The sequence below is a fragment of the Winogradskyella sp. KYW1333 genome (assembly GCF_003335675.1).
GTDB lineage: Bacteria > Bacteroidota > Bacteroidia > Flavobacteriales > Flavobacteriaceae > Winogradskyella.
The window spans coordinates 50,334-72,023 of sequence record NZ_QPHL01000008.1 but is presented as its reverse complement, the minus strand read 5'-3'; the positions used below and the strand labels follow the sequence as shown (position 1 = coordinate 72,023).

Below are 21,690 nucleotides of genomic sequence, written 5' to 3'. Positions count from 1 at the left end.
ATTGATTTTGTTTAGATTTGAGTGTCAAAATTAAAAATCACTCCAACTATGTCGAGTAACAATTTTCCTGCTCTAAATCGTATTGCCTTACTACGTGATTATGGATTAAAAAGGTATCGAAGCAAAAAAGAATATTTAGAATACCTAGAACAACATGACTATATAATATCATCTAGAACACTCAATAGAGATTTTGAGTTTTTGAGAGAAATAGGTTTTGAGATAGATTATAATTCTTACTATAAAAAGTTTATTATACATGATACTTTTGTTGATAAAGACAATTTATTTGATAGAGCTTTACAACAAGAATATTTAAATAAATTTAAAGACAACTATAAAGAACGTTATTCTAAGTATGTTATGGATAATGAGTCAGCCTTTGAAAATATAGAAGTTATTAAACATATTTTTAAAGCTCTAGATGACACTTTAATTATAAATTTTAAATATGAGAAGTATCAGGGAAATTCTGAAAACAGACACATTTTCCCCCTTCGTTTAAAAGTGAGTAAAAATAGGTGGTATATCATTGGTTATGATCTCACAAAAAAAGCATTGCGTATCTTTGGTTTAGATAGAATTAATAAAATTGAACTTGGTAATACATTCCAAATTAAAAAAATTCCAGAAGATATTTTTGAAGATTTAGAACTGCAAAAGTACTATTTGGGTGTAACAAAATGTATTATACCCAAAGAACAGAAAACACTAATAACTCTTGGTGTTTCTGATTTTTTAATAGAATACTGGAAAACCAGGCCCTTACATTTCACTCAAAACATTACGGGCAAAAAAAATGGATTACTTAATGAAGTTCAGTTTTTACTGGTGCCAAATATTGATCTTGTAAAATTAATAGCCTCAGAATTAGGCGAAATTAATATCATTAAACCTTTATACCTTAAAAAATTAATACAAACTGATTTTCTAAATAAACTCTAGTATTGACATGATATGGCAATCCATAGGTTGATATTGCATAAAAATTAAATTATGCTTTGTATACTATATTATTTTGCTTTCGGATTTTTCTTGTTTGTAATTGTGGATTCAATAACAAAATTTAACTCTAATAACACGGAGTCTTTACATTTCTTTGAAAGTTTGGTGTATGTATTATTATGGCCCTTAGTTGTGTATTGGTTTTTTAGATATTTAAATGGATATGAGGATGAAAATTCTTAATTTTATTGAAAGGAGTAAACTCACAAGATTTACTTAGGTAAAAAATATTTGAAATAAAAAACATATGAAAATCAAAACAATTTCAGCAGCAAAAGAAACATACTACGAATTAACGCACGAGGCCATAATCGAAATTGATGGTGATGTTTTAAACATAAGAGTACACCAATCTTCAGAATTTACAAATGTTTTTATTTATGTGGAAAATAATTGGAGAAATATAGATGATATTGAACGTACAGATTTGATTGAAAAATTAGAGCGAGTGTTAATGACCGACATACGAGATATTGCTGTTACAGATGGCGAAGAGTTTGAGATGGAATAGATGTTTTTCAGGATTATTAAAAAAATAATATTCCCTAAAATAAAATTTATTTTAGGGAATAATGCCGTGGAGGAGAAGGGCGTAAAGTCGAACTATTTTGGGGAGGATTTGGAACTAATACAACACTAATTTCTTTAATTTAAGCGCAATATTTCTTATATTTGTAATGTATCAGGAACGCAAGTCGCGTACCAACCGAGCACAACAGCCACGGTGGTCAAGTATACGGACAGTTCAGTCAAAATAAATGAACATCCACATAACATATTGTGATTCTGGTGCATTAATTTTTTAAATAAATGCATTATGAAAAAACTATTTAAAACATCTCAAGAAATTATTGATTGGCTTAATAATGGGTTTAAACAAGATTCATTACAAAGTGAAATTAAAAAAGTTACAGCCATGCTTATAATGGAGCAAAAGCAATTAAGGAAAATTTATGACTCCGAATTATGTACAGAGAATGATCAATACAATAAATCTCTTTTACAGGACTCCATTGAATCATTGAGACAAAGACAGGAAAGACTAAAAACTGACCTTTTAAAAACGATTAAACATGGAAATAAGAAATTATAGTTAAATCCTTGGCTTCATTATAAAAATTAAAAAACAGATAAGAAATATTATGGAATATATTTTAATAGATAGAGCAGGAGATGCAAAAATTATTGCAGACTATAAAAAGCGATTAGAAACCTATACACTCAATACGCTTGTAAAAGCTTATAATAAAGAGGTCAAGTGCGGTATTGTTGGAGTACATAGGCAAGCACTATATCTCTCTGCCCTAAGGCAGGAGTTTCAAGACCGTTTAAAAGAAAGCCCAATATACATACTAGAACATATTTTAGGCCTAGTTGGACCTATTGAATTAGTTAATGGGAATATTAGAATTATAGACTGATTAAATAAATAAAATGAATATTATATGAAACCAAATTTAGATACTATAATTGAATTTGATGTTGAAAATGCATTCCCTGAATTTTTAGAATCAAGGACAAAAAAAATAACGGTAAGTATTGAAAGGGAAACTAAAAGCTATTATGTGATTTCAAATAATAACTGTTGTGAGATAGAAAAAAAAGAAGTAGAAGAATTGCTCAACATACTCAATACTTTAAATATTGCTATGTTACCCAAATTTGGGATGGGAGTAGATGGAGTAACATACACTATGAGGGTGGTAAATGGATTTAATTCTGTAACTTTTAAGTGGTGGTCTGATACTCAAGGCAAACAATGGAATGAGTTAATAAAACTGCGAAAATTATTATATAAATTAAAATTTAAGAACTTTAAAAAATAAACACTTTATTGTGGGTTGTTTTAGTTAAATTGAAAAACGAATGATACATTTTTTCGGATATTTTAAAGAAACCAACCATATTGGAATTAGTTCTGTAGGGTTTGAAAAGGCAGCTATATTTTTAAGAAATAGAGATTTTAGGGTTGTTGAGCTTTTTGGGTTAAAGAAAAATGAAGAGGTGAACTTGCTTTATGAAGATGAGGAGCCTTTATGGATAACACAAGATCATCATTCGGAGATACATTCTTTACTTTCAGAGAACTGGTATACTCCATATACTCATGTCAAGATTGAATTGGCTGATGGAGGTGATATCAATTACAGTGCTGCCTCATTATATGTTAAATATCCAGATGGTGAGGATATTAAATCAAAAACCATAATGCTATTGGAAACTATGGGGTATTATGCTGCTGAAATGATTTTTGATTTTTGTGCTGAAAATCCAGACATGCATCTTTTAGAGTTTGTTATAGGAATGGAGCCAGAAGATATTACAGACGAATTCGACAGAATGAAATCTCATACGGAGTACATTAATAACGAGGAATATCTTAAAAATTAAGGTTTAATTTATTTTAGGGAATAATGCCGTGTAGGAAAAGGGAGTGAAGTCGAACTATTTTGGGGAGGATTTAATTGAACTAAATCAAATTTAATTCTCATTTCTTCCAAGTACCACCGTATTTATAAGCGCTGTTATTAATTTTAACTTTAAGTAAGCAGTCTTCGCACACAAACACCCATTCCTTAGGGTTTTTGTATTGTATCCTGTACATTGTTGGAAAATCTACTTTACAGACGTTACAGTACTTAATGCGTTGTTTCATGGGGCTGGGATTTTAAATTAAATAATTTAACCTACCATCCCGTTCACAAATACCTCAACAAACTCTTTCATTTTACTAATGATACGTTCTCCAATAGATCTGGCTTGTAATACACTTGGTTTGTTATCTAAGCATCTGTAAACTTCGTCTCTAATAGGTTCTTGACCACTAAAAATATAGGCATCAATTAAGGCCTTAAATTGTGCTTTATCTAAATTTTCATCATCACACAACTTACCAAGTGCTAATACCTTTTGATCTTGCCAGTATTGCTCAAATTCATCATCAATTGAATCAACATCACTAATTAGTGGTAAATTTTCTTCAATAAATTTTTCTATTAATTCGCGTTTACTTCTTAGCATTACATCACCACCAAGTAGATCCATAATAGCTTTTTTCTGCGCTTTAACATCTGATGTTTTTGCGTCTTTAAGCTGGGCTAATAATTTTAAAATGTAAGCCACATTAATAAGGTCGCGGTGTATCAATTCTAATTCAAAATCAATATCATCTAGGATAGAGGTTTTCTGAGTAGCATTGTCTTGCTTTATACGATCGTGAAGATCTAGATATTTACTCTTGTAGTCTTCGTACTCCTGTTCATCAATGGTAAGATCATCCCAGTTAAAATCGGTATACGATTGTAATACATTAACAGTACGCATTAACCTCCTAAAGGCTTGTACAAACTGTGCATCTTCTTCTTCACTTGGAAAATCATCTACACTTTTGTAAGTGGGAGCAATGGCTCGTAAATTAGTAAGTGCCTCATCGAATTTTTTGGCAATTGCCTCGTATGGTGGCATCAGCACCGTTTCTAAGGCTTCTTTATTTGAAAACAAGGTAATGGCCTCATCTGTTGCTTTTTTAAGGTTTCTAAATGCTAGTATGTTGCCTTGTGATTTCTGCTCTCCCAATATTCTATTGGTTCTGGAAAAGGCCTGTATTAAGCCATGTTGTCTTAAGTTCTTATCAACATACAAGGTGTTTACTTTTTTAGCATCAAAGCCCGTCAGCATCATATTAACAACCAACACAATATCTAATCTATCCTTTTCATCATTGAACGTCGCTTTTTCTCGTTCCTTAAGTCGTTTACTGATGTCCTTAAAGTAGTTTTCAAACTGTTGAGCATCTTTGGTAGAAAACCTGGTGTTGTACATAACATTATAATCGCCAATAAACTCCTCTAATTTATCTCGAGTATGACTGGATACATATTTTGCCTTAGGTTCTGCCGTCATTGGCAAGTCATCACCTGGCAAATAATCTTGTGCATCGTAGTCGTCTTCGTTAGCACCATAAGTAAAAATAGTAGCAATGCGTAAATTGTGCAGCCCCTCTTCCTTTTTTTTCTTAAATAGCTCGTAATATTTAATAACATTATCAATGCTACTTATTGCAAATAAAGCAGAGTAGTTTTTATTGAAAGTTTTATGAGAATGGTAAGCGATGATGTAATCTACAATTTTTTCCAATCGTTTGGGAGCATCAAAAACTTCTTTTTTATCAATTGCTTCAACCTCAATATCTATAAAGGTGTTGCTTTTGTTTTTGTATTTACCCACATATTCAATACCAAATTTCAGTACATTTTGATCTCGAATGGCATCTGTAATCACGTATTTGTGTAGGCAATTGCCAAATAAATCTTTGGTAGTACGTTTTCCTAATTCGTTCTTGGAAGCATTGTCTGCAAAAATAGGGGTTCCTGTAAATCCAAAAAGTTGGCTGTTGGCAAAGAATTCTGTAATTCTACCATGGGTTTCACCAAATTGACTTCGATGACATTCATCAAATATGAAAACGAGTTTTTTGTTTTGCAAATGGGATAATCTATTCTCATAATGTGCTTTTGAAACCGCATTGTTTAACTTTTGAATAGTCGTTAAAACTAACTTGGTATCATCGGTTAGTTGTTTGACTAATGAATGTGTATTATCGGTAACATCCACGCTATCTTTTTTGAAGGCGTTAAACTCCTTCATGGTTTGGTAATCTAAATCCTTACGGTCTACCACAAATACGACTTTATGTACTCCTGGTAAATCCATAACTACTTGACTTGCCTTAAACGAGGTTAGAGTTTTACCTGAGCCTGTCGTATGCCATATATACCCATTATCATTGGAAGTCGAAACTTGCTTAATAATGGCTTCTGAAGCGTAGTATTGATAAGGACGCAAAATCATCATATTTTTATGCGCCTCATTCATTACCACATATTGAGCAATCATTTTACCCAAATGATCTGGATTTAAAAAGGTGTCTGCAAATTGGGTAAGCTCAGTAATGTTTTTATTGTTACTATCTGCCCAAAAGAAGGTTTGCTTCACTGATTGTAGTTTATTATTTGCCAGGTATTTGGTGTTAACCCCATTACTAATCACAAATAATTGTACGTATTGAAATAAGCCATGATTAGACCAAAACGAATGCCTTTGATAGCGGTTAATTTGATTAAAAGCTTCTTTAATTTCGGTGCCTCTACGTTTTAGCTCTATTTGCACCAGTGGCAACCCATTAACTAAGAGCGTTACATCATATCTATTTTTAAAGCTACCTTCTTGAGTTACCTGATTGGTGACCTGAAAAAGGTTTTTGTTCCAATTTTCAGAGTCGTAAAAACGCACATAGATAATATCTCCGTTTTCTCTTGTAAAACTAAAACGATCTCTAAGAGTTTTAGCTTTTTCAAAGACATTGCCTTTTGCTAAATGGTTGAGTATCCCATCAAATTCTTTATCGGTGAAGCTTGTTTTATTAAAAGCTTCGAGTTGAGATTTTAAGTTAGAAACCAATGCACCACCATCTAGTACTTTGGCAGCGGCATAGCCCAAGCCAATCAATTGTTGGATTAAATTATATTCTAATATAGCTTCTGGTTGTTTAGTCATAAAAGCAAATCAACTACGAAAATTGTTAACCTAGAACTAGATCAAAGGATATCATTATTTGATATCAAATTCAATATCTTCTTCTACCATTTTGGTAACATCCAATGTGGGTAACAAATATTTATTGAACTCTGTTCCTTCTGTTTTAGCATGTAATACTCCTCTAACAGAGCTAATTGAAATCATTGTTATATGAGTTATGAAACCTTTTGGGAAAATGATTTTTAAATCATCACAATATCTATCAAATGAATCATCTGAAATATTAAAATGACAACTTACTTGTAGTTTTAAAAATGCTTTTTTCTTTTGTTCAAAGATGGTGGTAACATAAACAGCAATAACTTTTTGCTCTTTATTAAATTTAAATTCTAGGCCTGTTTTTAATTCTGTTTTTGCTTTTGGAGTATAGTAATCCTCTAAAGTAGCAAATTGTTCAGTTTTAAGACCCACTAATGCAAATCCTATCTTATTATCTCCCATTATGATGCTAATTGATAATTTGATTCACTCTCGACAATTAGTTTAGGTTTAGAATTAAAAACCTCTTTAAACTCTTGTCTAAAAAATGAAGATCCTTGATCGGTAATAAGTTTACTTATTGACACATCAAAATTGAAAAAATATTCTAACGAAAACTCTTCAATTTTATTTTCATAATAACTTGCTAGAATAGGAATATCAAGTGCTTGTTGCAGTTTTACTTGTGTTTCTAAAGTTAGATTTTCTTTACCCTTAACAATTTTATTTACTTGTTGAGCCGACACATTCAATTCCTTAGCTAATCTCCTTTGAGACCAACCTAAATCATCTAATTTAGTAAGGACCTTTAAAGCAATTTCTTGAGATTCTCTTAATCTTGCTCGATTTTTAATGCGTTCTTTATTTCTTGAAACTGTAGCTGTTTTTTCTTTAGAAATTAAGCTTTTAAATTTTTCGCTATTTGTCATTGGTTTCAATTTCTGTTCTAAATTCATAAAACGATTCAAGATCTATTACTCCACGTTCTTGCAAAAAAGCTTTAACCTTTTCAATTTTTTTCATTTCCTCTCTGGTATCATGATGATCTTTATTTTTACGGCTCATTTTAATAGCACCTCCCGTAATTAAAAAACAATCATTATCAATTTTAATTGCATACAATCTTAAACCATCGTATTTAGAAGTTTTACCTTTACGTAATGATAGTAATTTAAATCCCGTCTCATTGTTGTCTAATTGCTTGAAGTAAATATCAAGTGGTTCATTTTCTTCTGTTAAGTCATTTAAAAAGTCATCTATCAATTCGGCATCTCTTAGCCTATCTCGAACGAACTTATTAATGTTTTCAACATTATTTTGTTTTGCATATTGTCTCAGATAACTAACATCTGTCCACAATTCAAGTAACCTGTTATATTCGCAATCATCGTATTCTTGACTACCTTCTTTCTTATAGGCAATGGAACATAATTTCTTTGCAAATATATCAACAATTTTCATAAAAATCAACTTACAGGTTTACTTTTAATATAATTTTCATACAAACATTTGCTGCGACAGCCCTTTTTTAAAGGTTTGGGTTTGGGTTATTTGATTATTTACTGCTTCTATTTTGGTATCGATACTCGATAAGTACCTAGCGATTTTTTGTTGTTCTTCAATTGATGGAAACTTAAATTCAAAGTCACATAAATCATCAAAATTTAAACTATCACGAACACTACCAGAACAACCAACCTTGATTAAATGCTTAAAACGATGAGTGTTATATAAATTTTCAAAGAATATCTTATTCAAACCATTCTTAAGAGAAAAGATAACGTACATAGGGCTTACAATACCTTGTTCAAAGTTTATTAAACGAGCAATAGAGCCAACATTTATACGAGAAGGGTTGTATGCTATATCATCTCTATCAACAATTTTATAATTGGAAACATCTTTACTTGCAACTTCATATCCATCAAATTGCTCCTCTTGACTTATAAAGCCCTTCTTATTACTCACACTTAATACTAATTCAACACTCAAGTCTTTATTACGAGTAGATTTATGAATTAAATACTCCCCCAATCGTTTTTCCTCCCAATCTGGGTAGGAATTTCCGTTTTCGTCTTTGAAGCGGAGCTGGCCAGAGAAGAGTTGTTGCATTACGCCTTTTTTGTATTGCTCCAACAATGCCTTCTTTTTGGTGAGCTGCTGTATTTTTTCATCTACCGCACTTAAAAAGGAGGCTATTTTTTGTTGTTCGGGGAGGGATGGGTACACAATTTTTAATTTCCCGATTTCTTTAGTATTAATAACTACTTGGGTACTACCAGCAGTTACAGCACTAATTTGTTTTTGAACAGCAAAGGAGCTATAAACCAATTGAAAATATTCACTTTTCAATTCAGAATTAGTTCTTAAAATTACAATGTTTAGGCAGTTTGCAGTTGGAAAATCTTCAGGAACCCTACATATTTCTCCATTACCTCCATGCCTAGCTAACAAAAGGTCTCCTGGATAAATTTGAGATTTCTTGTTCTTATCGTGAAATGCTCTTGTAACGTACTTTTCTTCATCAAGCTCTATATGTACTCCTTTTAAATTACCAGTTCTAACAAGTAAAACACCTTCTTCACTAGTCGTGTAGTATGGCTCACAAGTTCCTACAAATCCAACTTTTAATTTTGATGCCAATTCATTTACATAGTTCCTTTCCCATTCCCCATCAAACTCATTGAAGCGGAGTTGAGGAACTAGTTTTTTGGTGGCGATATGTTCTTTGACCTCTTGCATATTATGCGGCTACAAACATTTGCTGCAACAGCCCTTTTTTAAAGGTTTGGGTTTGGGTTATTTGATTATTTACTGCTTCTATTTTGGTATCGATACTCGATAAGAAGCCGATTATTTTTTGTTGTTCTTCAACACAAGGAATTTCAACTTCTATTTTTTCGACATAACGGAAATAAAGATTTGAAACATTACCTCCTTCAACCATTCGAGCTAATTGCTTCTGAAGTCTTGCATTTATATAATATGTCATAAACAATCCATCTTCATCAGTATTGTAGACCGATATCATTTCTCCAATAGCAACATTTGGAAATGGCAAATAACTACAATTTGCAAAATCTAAAGGATCTTCTCCAACCCGCGGTACCAATACTTCTCCACCTTTACTTAGTTTTAAATCTTTAGGATCTACAATAGTATAAGATTTGATTTCTTTTATCTCTTCCTTGAAAGTGCTGTATAATTCTCCATAACGAACACAAGGTGTTGGAGCACCTTCAACTATTGAAGTTTTGGGAGCACCTTTACCATAATAGAAGAACCCGAAATCACCTAAGTTTCCTTTTCTTAATTCACCTTCATAAAGTCTTTTTTCATAAGAAAAGAGTTGTTGCATTACGCCTTTTTTGTATTGCTCCAACAATGCCTTCTTTTTGGTGAGCAGCTGGATTTTTTCATCTACCGCACTTAAAAAGGATGCTATTTTTTGTTGTTCGGGAAGGGATGGGAATGGTATCTTTATAAAACCAATATCACCTTGACTTAAACTTGCTTGGTTAGTAACTTTTGCCAAAGCAAGTTTTTGTTTAATATAAAAACTAGACAAACTGAAGCAACAAAAGAACAACGGGTCTATACTTTCAGTTTGAAATCTCACTCTAAACATATTCGATTCAAAACTTGTATTCAATCCAATAGGAAGTTTTGCTACAATAGATGTTTTCGCTACACCAGAAGGATTTATTGACACTCTATTGATTATGACATCGTTAAGACTTAGACTTTTTGCATTCTGTTTTAGTTTAACCTTCATCAATTCAGCAACATCTAATTCCACAGAAGATTTAAACAAATCATTTAATTGAACCAAGTAAAAATTGGATTCTTCAATACCAAAATCTGCTTTTTCTACGGTTTCACCATTTGCTATTTTTTCACTTAATAAATTTCTTAATCTATTATCACTCCAATCCCCTTCATACTCCTTGAATCGTAATTCGGGAACGAGTTGCTTATCAGTTTTGATATGTGTTGTTGCGGTACTCATAGTTGCACGAAGGATAGAACGGTTTGTTTGAGCTCATCCCGATTTTTATCGGGATAGCGAGTAGTGATAGCCTGACCCTCTGGGGCGTGCCCAAATAATATGTAATCTAATCTATCCATTAAAAAGGTGTGTCTATGCCTAGTTGGTTACAGTAATCGGCTATGGTGGCATCGGTAGTGGCCATGTCTGTATCTATGGCTTTGAGCTCTTGAGCAACGGCTGCCAGGTCTACAGGTTCTTCTTCTTCGAAGGTATCTACATAACGAGGTATGTTTAGGTTGTAGTCGTTTTCTGCCACTTCTTGCAGTGTGGCTACATAGCTGTACTTATCTGTTGTAGTGCGATTGGTGTAGGTATCAATAATAAGATTGATGTCTTCTTCTCGCAAGTAGTTTTGTGTTTTTACTTTCTCGAAATGTTGGCTAGCATCTATAAACAGGATGTTGTCTTTATTAACTCTCTCCTTTTTCAAGACCATAATACAGGTAGGTATACTGGTTCCGTAAAAGATGTTGGCTGGCAAACCAATTACGGCATCGAGGTAGTTGCGGTCTTCTATGAGGTACTTACGGATGTGTCCTTCGGCTGCTCCTCTAAACAATACGCCGTGAGGTAGAACGCAAGCCATGGTTCCGTTATCGGCTAATTGATGAATCATGTGCTGCACAAAGGCAAAATCGGCTTTCGATTTTGGTGCTAGTCTACCATAAGCCGAAAAACGATCATCACTCATATGTAATGGGCTCGCACTCCACTTCGCTGAGAATGGCGGATTAGCCACTACAGCATCAAAACGCATATCCTCATGCTGTGGTTTTTCTAGTGTATCTTCGTTTTTAATATCGAAGCGTTTGTAATGCACATCGTGCATAATCATATTCATTCGGCATAAGTTATAAGTCGTTGGGTTCATTTCTTGCCCAAAGAATTGTATGCCCTTATTATCTACTTCTTTAGCTACACGCAACAATAACGAACCTGATCCACAGGTAGGATCGTAAACCGATTTTATTTTGTCTTTGCCATGCGCTACCAGTTTTGCCAGTACTTTAGATACTTGTTGTGGTGTATAGAATTCTCCTGCCTTTTTTCCTGCTCCAGAAGCAAATTGCCCAATGAGGTACTCGTATGCATCACCTAGTAAATCACTTTCGGTATTAGCGATGTCAAAATCAATTTCATCTAAATGCGAGAGTACTTTTACAATGAGTTCGTTTTTATCATTCTCTGATTTACCGAGCTTTGAACTGGTTAAATCTAAATCCTCAAACAGGTTACCAAAGTCTTCTTCGCTTTCAGAACCCATCGTGCTTTGCTCAATGTGTGTGAGCACTTTGGCTAAATCGCCCAATATAAATTGATGCACACCACCTGCGTTGCCGCGTCTTGCTAGTTCTGAAAAGAGCTCGGACGGTAGCAGAAAATATCCTAGTTTATCTAATGCCGCATCTTTCATGGCCTCTAAATAGGCTGATTCTTGCGCGTGTCCTTCTAGTTCTCTAAACTTTAAATTATCGGGTTCTAAAATTTCGTTGGCATAGAGTTCCATTTTTTTACTTAAATATTTGTAAAAAATGAATCCTAATATGTAGTCTCTAAAATCGTCAGCATCCATCTTCCCTCTTAAGGTATTGGCGATGTTCCAGAGTTGTTGTTCTAATTGTTGTTTTTGTTCTGTCATTTATTTTTTTAATAATTGAGTTGGTCCCAAATTATAGTTTTGTTAAGTTTTTAGCATAGCAAAAACTTTATAACGTCTTTATTTTAAGTTATCTCCTTTTATAACGCTCATAGTTACTAAAATAGTGGGTTCAATATAACTAAAAACATCTTATTTTTCGATTACTTTTTAACTAAATCTTCTGCCAAATATCACCACTGCTATAATAGTAGTCATACCAACAGATGTCGGGGTTATTAAAGATTTCTTATTGTTTTCTTTTGGTCTTCCTGATCCAATTAATGACTCTGCAATTTTTAGTCGGCTTTTATATTTCTCAACTTCTACCAACAGTGCTATTACGCACAAAAAGAAGTTGATAAGTTCTATTTTTCCAGAAAAAATAGAATTTGATGGAAAAAAAATGTCGAACTGCAAGAATCAATGATGTGTTGAGGTATATCTTACAGATAGACAAGGAGTTAGATGAAAATTAAAAGGGACAAATCTCAAAAAACATGAGTTTGTCCCGTGTGGTGGAGTCGGAGAGAATCGAACTCTCGTCCAAACAAGTAACCAAATAGCTTTCTACACGCTTAGTCTATTCTTAGGTTTTCGACTTTAAGCTGGTTAAAGACAACCTACTTAAAACTTAGCTTCTAAATCTCGAAAAGGCATCAAAGCATTACCTAATCTTAGTTAATTTTTACGATGCCTCAAAAAAGAACGCCATTAACCAAGGCTTTCTGGAGACATTTAGCTTGCTCACCTTGTGAGCCTAGGCCAATCTTACTATAATTCAGATTATGCAGCTAAAGCGTAGTTATTCTCGCCGTTTAAAATTTGGTCTAGCCTTTAACGTGTTTCAATGCCATTACACGACGTGCTTACCATTTAATTCATCTCGCTGTCAAAACCAGTCGACCCCAAATGATAATCTTAAAAAAGGATGGCGAAGTTACAAAAAAAGTTGTGTAACGGCTTAAATCCAAGTATTTTTGAGCAAAAATTATTCCAAATCTATTCCCTGACAATTATGTTAGGTTTTAAAATATTAAGTATGAAATTTGCCATCATAAAAGAACGTAAAAACCCGCCTGATAGACGTGTTGTTTTTTCTCCTGAAACACTAGATGAGGCAAGAAAACGATTTCCTGAGGCTGAGTTTGTTATTGAATCTTCGGATATTAGAGTATTTTCAGATGAGGAATATAGAAAATACGGTTTCGAAGTTACCAATGATGTTTCTGATGCAGATGTTATGATAGGTGTAAAAGAAGTGCCTTTAGATTTTTTAGTTGCTAATAAAGACTACTTTTTCTTTTCGCATACCATTAAAAAGCAACCTTATAATAGAAAATTATTAAAGGCAATTTTGAATAATAATATACGGTTGTATGATCACGAGACAATTGTTGGGTCAAATGGTTATAGATTAATAGGCTTTGGTCGTTATGCTGGTTTGGTTGGAGCTTATAATGGCATTAGGGCACTTGGAATTAGAGATGGTTTGTTCAACTTGCCTAAAGTAGAAACACTTGCAGATTTACATGAGGTAAAAGAGGTGTTGGATACGATTAAATTACCAAATATTAAAATCTTGTTGTCTGGTACAGGTAAAGTGGCAAAGGGAGCTAAAGAAATTCTTGATCATTTAGGGATTAAAGAAGTTAGTGATGCTTTATACTTAACCTGTGAATTTAAGGAGCCTGTTTATTGTAGAGTTGATGTATTGGAGTATGCCAAAAGATCTGATGGTAAAGTAGGTGATAGATTGGCATTTTATAAAGATCCGTCAGGCTATGAGAGTAACTTTATGCCTTATGCCAAACTAACCGATTTCTTTATAGCTGGTCATTTTTATGGCAATAATGCGCCTTATTTGTTTACTAGAGAGGATGCAAGGCACCCAGATTTTAGAATTAATCTAGTTGCTGATATTTCCTGTGATATTGATGGTCCTGTTGCCAGTACCATAAGATCATCAACCATTGAAGACCCATTTTATGGTTATGATCCAATTTCTGAAACTGAGGTTGCTTTTGATGCAAAGAGCGCAATTACTGTTATGGCTGTAGATAACCTACCTTGTGAATTGCCAAAGGATGCGAGTGAAGGATTTGGTAAAACATTTATTGAGCATGTTTTGCCTTCGTTTTTTGATAATGACGAAAATGAAATACTAAAACGTGCAAAAATTACTGAAAACGGTAAGCTGACAAAAAAATTTGGTTACCTACAAGATTTTGTAGAGGGTAAGGAATAACTATTTAACAGCTTTTTCTGCAGCTTATATTATTAGGGTTTCAGTCTTATTCTTTGAAGTGCTATTGAGGTATTTTAATAACCATTCTTATATATCTCAGAAGATAATATTAAAATATATAATATTGCTATTTTATGTTTTATCAGATCTACATATTGTCATACAAGACATATTATTGACTTTCATTTTCTTATTTTTATATTATTAATTCATATACTATGATTGGAATTCTTTTATCCATTGCCCAAATTACAGGTGGTATTTTATTAGGAATCGCAACTTTAGATCAATTGGACGGTGAGAGTAATTTTTTTAATAAAATTGCAGACGCTTTAGAGCCTTTTCAAACTGCTATTGGTGGTATTTTAATTATTTTACCCTTAATAACGTTTAGGAGTAGTTTTATCTACAGTACTTTAAGCCTATTAGGAGGTATATTATTACTTACCCATGTTTTTGGAAAAGTACCATCATTAGAGACTACATTGAGAAAACTATCTGATCAGTTAATGCCTTTCAAGGCTTTAATAGGGATTTCACTTTTGATTATTGGTTTATTACGATTGTTTTGATTTTTCTAACGTATATAACTAAATAAAAAAGTCTAAAAAGAGTTAACCAATTTTCTAATAGCCACAAGGTTAGTGAGTAATTTTTCTAGATTGTCTAAATGCAACATATTGGCTCCATCACTTTTTGCATTAGAAGGGTCAAAATGTGTTTCAATGAAAAGACCATCAACATTATTAACGACACCGGCTCTTGCAATAGTTTCAATCATTTCCGGTCTACCACCTGTGACACCAATGGACTGATTTGGTTGTTGTAACGAATGGGTAACATCTAATACTGTTGGTGCAAATTGTCGCATGGTAGGTATACCTCTGAAATCTACAATCATATCTTGGTAGCCAAACATGGTACCACGATCTGTAATCCATGCATTTTCATTTCCAGTATCTTTCACTTTTTGTACAGCGTGCTTCATGGCTTCTGGGCTCATAAACTGGCCCTTCTTAAGGTTGACAACCTTGCCTGTTTTTGCCGCTGCAACTACTAAATCAGTTTGTCTTACTAAGAATGCAGGAATTTGTAAAACATCAACATATTGCGCTGCTCTTGATGCATCAGATACTTCATGGATATCAGTAACAGTTGGAGTATCAAAAGTTTCCGATACTTTTCTTAATATTTTGAGTGCTTTTTCATCTCCAATACCAGTAAAGCTGTCAACACGACTACGATTAGCTTTTTTGAAACTACCCTTAAAAACATAAGGAATTTCAAGTTTGTCTGTAATAGAAATGACTTTTTCTGCAATACGTAACGCCATATCTTCTCCCTCAATAGCACAAGGACCACATAAAAGAAAGAAATTATTAGAATCTGAATGTTTTATTTTAGGAATTGTTATCAAAGCAACTGACTTAATATTAAGTTACAAAGATAATATTTTAATGCCTAAAACATTTTGAAGTTAAAATTGCTTCTGAATACTATTGCGTATCATCCATAGTGCCATTACAAAACTACCCGTAATAAATAGTCCAATACTTGTAAAAAATGAAGCTGTAGCTCCAAACCAGTTAACAATATTGAGTAATGCCAATCCATAGGCCAATATTAAGTATGAGGAGACACAAACAAAAATAATTCCTAAGGAGAAGTTGAGATTTCTGTTTGGTTTAATAAGTTGCCATATAAAAGGAATTCCAAATAATAAAATGGGATAAGCAGAAATCCCTTCTGTTCTATTGGTATATGTAAACCAATAAATTATTACCGAAATAAAATATAAATAAGGGATAAAACGAGTGTATTTACTAATTGCTTTCATCTGTGATAAATTGTTGAGAGTTCAGATATAAAATACTAAACATTAGTTATTGGTGTTAGGCAGGCTTTTTACTATTAATCAGATGAATAACGAAAGCTACGAATCCAAATTGCTTGTAAATGAAATAATAACATATAATTAACGATTTACAGCTAATTAGACTTACCTTTGCACGCTTAAAATCAGCATCAGTTATGACTAAGATTAAAAACATTGCAATTATAGCACACGTAGATCACGGTAAAACTACTTTGGTAGACAAGATAATGTACCATTGCCAACTGTTTCGCGAGAATGAAAACACAGGTGATTTAATTCTTGATAATAATGATTTAGAACGTGAAAGAGGAATCACAATAACTTCTAAAAACGTCTCAGTTGTTTATAAGGATACCAAGATAAATATTATCGATACGCCTGGTCACGCCGATTTTGGTGGTGAGGTAGAGCGTGTTTTAAATATGGCGGATGGTGTTTTACTGTTAGTTGATGCTTTTGAAGGGCCTATGCCACAGACAAGATTTGTACTTCAAAAGGCTATTGATTTAGGACTTAAGCCATGTGTAGTCATAAACAAGGTTGATAAAGAAAATTGTACTCCTGATGAAGTGCATGAAAAGGTGTTTGATTTAATGTTTGAACTTGGGGCAGAGGAATGGCAATTAGACTTCCCTACCGTTTATGGATCTGCGAAGCATAACTGGATGAGTGAAGATTGGCAACAGCCAACTGATAATATTGAGCCATTGTTAGATATGGTAATTGATCATATACCAGAACCTAAAATTTCTGAAGGCTCCACGCAAATGCTTATTACCTCTTTAGATTTTTCATCTTTTACAGGACGAATAGCTATTGGCAGATTGACTAGAGGTAGCTTAAAGGCCAATCAGCAAATTTCTTTAGTAAAGCGAGATGGTTCAATTGTTAAAAGTAAGATTAAGGAACTGCATACGTTCGAAGGATTAGGGCGTAAAAAAGTTGAAGAAGTTCAAGCTGGAGATATTTGTGCTATTGTAGGTTTAGAAGGATTTGAAATTGGAGATACTGTTGCGGATTTAGAGAATCCAGAAGGCTTAAAAACTATTGCCATTGATGAGCCAACTATGAGTATGCTATTCACCATTAATGATTCTCCATTTTTTGGCAAGGATGGTAAGTTTGTTACCTCTAGACATATTAAAGAACGCTTAACTAAAGAACTTGAGAAGAATTTAGCACTGCGCGTGGAAGAAACGGACAGTGCCGATAAGTTTATGGTTTTTGGTCGTGGTGTATTGCACTTATCGGTTTTAATTGAAACTATGCGTCGTGAAGGCTATGAGCTTCAAATAGGACAACCACAAGTTATCATTAAAGAAATTGATGGTGTAAAGTGCGAACCTTTTGAGGAAATGACTATAGATTTACCAGAAACGGTTTCAGGAAAAGCCATTGAAATGGTAACCATGCGTAAAGGTGAAATGCTGACTATGGAGGCCAAAGGCGATAGAATGGTGTGTGAATTTATAGTACCATCTCGTGGAATCATAGGATTGAGAAATCAGCTTTTAACAGCAACTGCAGGCGAAGCTATTATGGCACATAGATTTACGGAATATAGACCCTTAAAAGGTGGGATTCCAGAAAGACAAAATGGTTCTTTAGTATCCATGGAAAATGGTCAAGCAATTCCTTACTCTATAGATAAATTACAAGATCGTGGTAAGTTTTTTGTTAATCCAGGAGAAGATATTTATGAAGGTCAAGTAATAGGTGAAAACTCACGTGGAGACGATATGGTTGTTAATGTTACCAAAACCAAGAAATTGAGTAATGTAAGATCCGCTGGTGCAGATGATAAGGCTAAAATTGTACCTGCGATTAAATTTTCATTAGAGGAAGCTTTAGAATATATTCAGAAAGATGAATATGTTGAGGTAACACCAAATCACTTAAGATTACGTAAGATTTTATTAAAAGAAGTAGATCGTAAGCGTTCAAAAAATATTTAATCCATTTTATGGAGTTATTTGGTATCACTGTCACTGAATACATAGGCTATTTGGCCTCATTTATAGTTTTACTGTCGTTCACTATGAAAGAAGTTAAAAAGTTGAGAATAGTGAATATGACCGGTTGTATTTTGTTTATTCTTTATGGATTTTTAATGCCAAGCATACGGATAGGTCTTCCTATTATTATAGCTAATGCTGCTATTTTAACCGTTAATATTTATTATTTAACTACTAATAAAAAATAGAAGTTTTATATTTACAAAAACGAGTTAAATGTATTTTCTTTATTTCGATCCAGGTTTAGGGGCAATGATAATCCAAGCTATTGTGGCGGCTGTTGCAGGTATAGTTTTATTTTCTAAGAATTTGATGTATAAAATTAAACTGTTTCTGGGTTTAGCTAAGCCAATGGAAGATGATGTGTTTGATGATATTGATGTTAAAGATTCTGATGTAGACAATACAAAGTAAAGTGGATTCTAAAGAACTTCATTCTTCTTCATTTAGAGATCCTTCAGGTTACATTTTTTTAGATAATGGCGTAATAAAAAGGGTAATAAATACTATTTATTTTAATCAATATAAAGAACTTAAAAACTCTGGTTTTTATAAAAGTCTATTTCGAAACTCCTTATTGATTTCGCATAAAGAATTATCGATTTCAGAAAATGAAATTATAATTCAGCCAGAGCATATTCCATTTATAACTTATCCTTATGAATGGAGTTTTAACATGTACAAAGAGGCGGCACTTCTTACTCTGAAGATTCAGAAATATGCCTTGGAAAGAGGGTTTACACTCAAAGATGCTTCGGCCTTCAATATTACGTTTCTTAAAGGGAATGCCATATTTATTGATACTTTGAGTTTTGATTTTTATAAAGGAAATCAACCTTGGCGAGCTTACAAGCAGTTTATAACGCATTTTTTTGGACCTCTTGTGTTAGCGCATTATCATGGTGCAGATCAGTTAAAATTAATGAGCAATTTTATTGATGGAATACCAGTTACCTTAATTAGCTCAATGCTACCTAAAAGAACGAAGCTGAATCCTATCTTATTTAGTAATATCCATCTTTTGGCTAAGCTAGAAAGTAAACACAATACTGATTATGAAGGCGAGACTAAGGTTAAGGAATTGTCTAAAAAAGGATTACTCAATATTATTGAGAGCTTATATGGCTATATTAAAAACTTAAAGCTAAAAGGTCAAACCGAATGGTCTGATTATTACGATAAAACAAACTATTCAGACGAGGCATTTAAGCATAAATCTGCAATAATTAATAGCTGGATAAATAACTTGAATCCTACGAAGTTAATTGATATAGGAGGAAACGATGGGACATTTGTAAGGTTCATTGATTACAAAATTGAAGAAAACCTTGTATGTGATATTGATAACAATGCAGTAGATATCAATTATCTTACAATGAAGAAGAACAAAGAAAAGGACATTTTACCATTTGTTCTTGATGTACTAAATCCATCACCTGCAATTGGCTTGAACAATAAAGAACGAAGTTCGTTTTTAGAGCGAATTAAACAATATTCACCCGATGTTACTATGGCTTTAGCGGTTATTCATCATATGTCATTATCTGGTAATGTCCCTTTTATAGAATCCGCGAAGTTTTTTAGTATTTTTTCAAAGGATTTAATTATTGAGTTTCCAAATCGAAATGACTCTTGGGTTAAACGATTGTTAAGGGCCAAAGGAGAATTTGAATCGTATTTTGATTTTTACAACATTGCTAATTTTGAAAAATCATATTCTACATATTTTGATATTATCGAAAAGCTTGAAGTAAAGAGCTCTGAGCGGGTTATGTATTTAATGAAGATTAAAGCTTGAATAATCTAAAACAAAAAATACTTGCATTTATAGACAGTGAACATGAGTCACCAATCCTCGCATTTATTGCAATAGGAATTACTCCAATTCTCTTTTATGTTGCCAATAATTATTGGGCTTTAAATTCAATTTCACATCTGCTCTTTTTTTTAGCATGTTTAACCGTATTTTTGGTGGGCTTATACGTAGTTTATTATTTGTGTTTTAAAACCAATAAGAAATTACATAAACATGAGGGACACGCTTTATTTTGGTTTTTAGTTATAGGTGTTATTTTCTTTTTAACACATACTTATTTTAATTCTACCTTAAAACGTATTTTTTTATTGCTTGCACTTGTTGTATTGTGGAAATTAATACCCTTCAAACCTAGAAAACTTTATAAGAAAATCATAGTGATGCTATTGTTGTTTTCGGGTTTATCAATGTTAAGAATTCTTATACATGCTTATGAAGATATTAAGCCAGATACATGGATAAAACAACCTGATGAAATAGAAAATGTTAAATTTAAGAAAACACCCAACGTTTATATGATCCAACCAGACGGATATGTGTCTGAACAAATGTTTGCCTCTTCACCATATAGTGCAAAAAGTGATTTGTTTAGTTGGTTAGAGACTAATGGATATAAGGTTTATAATGGATTTAGAAGTAATTATCCTGCCAGTTTAACTTCAAATGCCTCGTTATTCGCAATGAAACAACATAAGTTCGCTGAAATGTTGTTTCCAAAAATTGAAATGGCAAATGGAAGAGAGATAATCTCAACCAATAATCCAGTGGTTTCCATTTTTAACAACAATGGATACCAGACACATTTTATCGCAGAAGATGAATATTTTCAACAAAACAAAAAGCAGAAGATTTACGATTATTATAACATTAAAAAGAGTGATTTTCCATATCTGACAACAGGAGGAAGCGAAGTTAGAGATGTTTATAAAGATTTTAAAAAAGTATTTAAGCCTGAAGATAGGAACCCCAAGTTCTTTTTTATAGAAAAATTATTACCCCATCATGTTGCTTTCTACAATACTGATGAATCAATCGATGCGGAAAGATTAAGGTATTTAAGCCGAATTGAGGAAGTTAATGTTTGGCTTAAGGATATTGTAACATATATTTCAGATAATGACGAAAATTCAATAATCATTATATTAGCTGACCATGGTGGTTGGGTTGGGTTAAGAAGTTTTAATGACCTATTTTCTAATGAGAAACCAGAACTAATAAAATCTATATTTTCAAACATAGCTGCCATAAAATGGAATGGAAATCTATCTGAGGGTTATGACAAAGATTTAAAATCTAATGTCAATATATTTAGAGTGCTTTTTGCAACATTAAGTGAAAATCCAAAGTACCTAGATAATTTGGAGGATGATTCTAGTTATAATCTTAAATTAAATAATTTAGGTTATAAAGATGTAATTAAATCAATTGACGGAAAAGGTAATGTGGTAAATATATTAGATTGAAAA

Annotated in this window: 22 protein-coding genes, 1 other RNA gene and 1 riboswitch; of the genes, 12 read left to right on the top strand and 11 right to left on the bottom strand. The window is 32.8% G+C overall.

From position 1 onward, the window contains the following. Nucleotides 1-48: 48 nt before the first annotated feature. The 6 genes from DUZ96_RS00615 (at nucleotide 49) to DUZ96_RS00590 (ending at nucleotide 3,396) form a co-directional block, all read left to right on the top strand. The gene (locus DUZ96_RS00615; RefSeq protein ID WP_114299411.1) at nucleotides 49-945 is read left to right on the top strand and encodes a YafY family protein; all 897 of its coding nucleotides are present in this window, start codon (nucleotides 49-51) and stop codon (nucleotides 943-945) included. Nucleotides 946-1,252: 307 nt separating this feature from the next. Continuing rightward, complete coding sequence (locus DUZ96_RS00610; protein WP_114299410.1) at nucleotides 1,253-1,516, top strand: hypothetical protein; 264 nt, start codon at nucleotides 1,253-1,255, stop codon at nucleotides 1,514-1,516. A gap of 163 nt (nucleotides 1,517-1,679) precedes the next feature. Then, a riboswitch (SAM-I-IV-variant riboswitch) is annotated at nucleotides 1,680-1,772 on the top strand. Between the two features lie 50 nt (nucleotides 1,773-1,822). Beyond that, on the top strand, nucleotides 1,823-2,098 hold the full coding sequence (locus tag DUZ96_RS00605; protein ID WP_114299409.1) for a hypothetical protein: 276 nt from the start codon (nucleotides 1,823-1,825) through the stop codon (nucleotides 2,096-2,098). Nucleotides 2,099-2,147: 49 nt separating this feature from the next. Next, nucleotides 2,148-2,426 carry a hypothetical protein gene (locus DUZ96_RS00600; protein WP_114299408.1) on the top strand — a complete coding sequence of 93 codons (279 nt, stop codon included), beginning with the start codon at nucleotides 2,148-2,150 and terminating at the stop codon, nucleotides 2,424-2,426. 24 nt (nucleotides 2,427-2,450) lie between these two features. Beyond that, nucleotides 2,451-2,831 (top strand): hypothetical protein, encoded by a 381-nt coding sequence (locus tag DUZ96_RS00595; protein ID WP_114299407.1) that lies wholly within the window; start codon nucleotides 2,451-2,453, stop codon nucleotides 2,829-2,831. A gap of 40 nt (nucleotides 2,832-2,871) precedes the next feature. Further along, nucleotides 2,872-3,396, top strand: a complete 525-nt coding sequence (locus tag DUZ96_RS00590) for a hypothetical protein (RefSeq protein WP_114299405.1) — start codon at nucleotides 2,872-2,874, stop codon at nucleotides 3,394-3,396. Nucleotides 3,397-3,687: 291 nt separating this feature from the next. Here DUZ96_RS00590 and DUZ96_RS00585 read toward each other — a convergent pair whose 3' ends face one another. The 9 genes from DUZ96_RS00585 to ssrA form a co-directional block, all read right to left on the bottom strand. After that, on the bottom strand, nucleotides 3,688-6,561 hold the full coding sequence (locus DUZ96_RS00585) for a type I restriction endonuclease subunit R (protein WP_114299403.1): 2,874 nt from the start codon (nucleotides 6,559-6,561) through the stop codon (nucleotides 3,688-3,690). A 54-nt stretch (nucleotides 6,562-6,615) separates the two neighbouring features. Then, complete coding sequence (locus DUZ96_RS00580; RefSeq protein ID WP_114299401.1) at nucleotides 6,616-7,044, bottom strand: hypothetical protein; 429 nt, start codon at nucleotides 7,042-7,044, stop codon at nucleotides 6,616-6,618. Beyond that, nucleotides 7,044-7,511, bottom strand: coding sequence for a helix-turn-helix domain-containing protein (locus DUZ96_RS00575; protein ID WP_114299427.1), 468 nt, complete (start codon nucleotides 7,509-7,511; stop codon nucleotides 7,044-7,046). The genes DUZ96_RS00580 and DUZ96_RS00575 overlap by 1 nt, the downstream gene beginning before the upstream one ends. Next, complete coding sequence (locus DUZ96_RS00570; RefSeq protein WP_114299399.1) at nucleotides 7,501-8,043, bottom strand: hypothetical protein; 543 nt, start codon at nucleotides 8,041-8,043, stop codon at nucleotides 7,501-7,503. The genes DUZ96_RS00575 and DUZ96_RS00570 overlap by 11 nt, the downstream gene beginning before the upstream one ends. Before the next feature lie 36 nt (nucleotides 8,044-8,079). Next, entirely contained in the window at nucleotides 8,080-9,324 is a 1,245-nt protein-coding gene (locus tag DUZ96_RS00565; protein WP_114299397.1) for a restriction endonuclease subunit S, read from the bottom strand. A gap of 1 nt (nucleotide 9,325) precedes the next feature. Then, entirely contained in the window at nucleotides 9,326-10,591 is a 1,266-nt protein-coding gene (locus DUZ96_RS00560; RefSeq protein WP_114299395.1) for a restriction endonuclease subunit S, read from the bottom strand. A gap of 118 nt (nucleotides 10,592-10,709) precedes the next feature. Then, nucleotides 10,710-12,272 (bottom strand): type I restriction-modification system subunit M, encoded by a 1,563-nt coding sequence (locus DUZ96_RS00555; protein WP_114299393.1) that lies wholly within the window; start codon nucleotides 12,270-12,272, stop codon nucleotides 10,710-10,712. Between the two features lie 168 nt (nucleotides 12,273-12,440). Continuing rightward, complete coding sequence (locus tag DUZ96_RS12820) at nucleotides 12,441-12,620, bottom strand: hypothetical protein (protein WP_181855202.1); 180 nt, start codon at nucleotides 12,618-12,620, stop codon at nucleotides 12,441-12,443. 165 nt (nucleotides 12,621-12,785) lie between these two features. Beyond that, nucleotides 12,786-13,179: a transfer-messenger RNA gene (gene ssrA, locus DUZ96_RS00550) on the bottom strand. A gap of 132 nt (nucleotides 13,180-13,311) precedes the next feature. Between ssrA and DUZ96_RS00545 the strand changes: the two genes are divergently transcribed. Together DUZ96_RS00545 and DUZ96_RS00540 are read left to right on the top strand one after the other, a co-directional pair. Then, the gene (locus tag DUZ96_RS00545; protein ID WP_114299426.1) at nucleotides 13,312-14,517 is read left to right on the top strand and encodes an NAD(P)-dependent oxidoreductase; all 1,206 of its coding nucleotides are present in this window, start codon (nucleotides 13,312-13,314) and stop codon (nucleotides 14,515-14,517) included. Between the two features lie 218 nt (nucleotides 14,518-14,735). Next, the gene (locus DUZ96_RS00540; protein WP_114299392.1) at nucleotides 14,736-15,089 is read left to right on the top strand and encodes a hypothetical protein; all 354 of its coding nucleotides are present in this window, start codon (nucleotides 14,736-14,738) and stop codon (nucleotides 15,087-15,089) included. 32 nt (nucleotides 15,090-15,121) lie between these two features. Here DUZ96_RS00540 and kdsA read toward each other — a convergent pair whose 3' ends face one another. Both kdsA and DUZ96_RS00530 read right to left on the bottom strand, forming a co-directional pair. Next, nucleotides 15,122-15,934, bottom strand: coding sequence for a 3-deoxy-8-phosphooctulonate synthase (gene kdsA / locus DUZ96_RS00535; protein ID WP_409010754.1), 813 nt, complete (start codon nucleotides 15,932-15,934; stop codon nucleotides 15,122-15,124). Nucleotides 15,935-15,994: 60 nt separating this feature from the next. Next, nucleotides 15,995-16,354, bottom strand: coding sequence for a hypothetical protein (locus DUZ96_RS00530; protein ID WP_114299388.1), 360 nt, complete (start codon nucleotides 16,352-16,354; stop codon nucleotides 15,995-15,997). 194 nt (nucleotides 16,355-16,548) lie between these two features. Here DUZ96_RS00530 and typA point away from each other — a divergent pair, with 194 nt between their 5' ends. From typA to DUZ96_RS00505, 4 genes are all read left to right on the top strand, one after another. Then, entirely contained in the window at nucleotides 16,549-18,348 is a 1,800-nt protein-coding gene (gene typA, locus DUZ96_RS00525) for a translational GTPase TypA (RefSeq protein ID WP_114299386.1), read from the top strand. 276 nt (nucleotides 18,349-18,624) lie between these two features. Beyond that, nucleotides 18,625-18,822 (top strand): hypothetical protein, encoded by a 198-nt coding sequence (locus DUZ96_RS00515; RefSeq protein WP_114299382.1) that lies wholly within the window; start codon nucleotides 18,625-18,627, stop codon nucleotides 18,820-18,822. A gap of 1 nt (nucleotide 18,823) precedes the next feature. Continuing rightward, complete coding sequence (locus DUZ96_RS00510) at nucleotides 18,824-20,206, top strand: class I SAM-dependent methyltransferase (RefSeq protein ID WP_114299380.1); 1,383 nt, start codon at nucleotides 18,824-18,826, stop codon at nucleotides 20,204-20,206. After that, nucleotides 20,203-21,687: a sulfatase-like hydrolase/transferase gene (locus DUZ96_RS00505; RefSeq protein WP_114299378.1), complete on the top strand. Its 1,485-nt coding sequence runs from the start codon at nucleotides 20,203-20,205 to the stop codon at nucleotides 21,685-21,687. Before DUZ96_RS00510 ends, DUZ96_RS00505 begins: the two co-directional genes overlap by 4 nt. Nucleotides 21,688-21,690 lie beyond the last annotated feature (3 nt).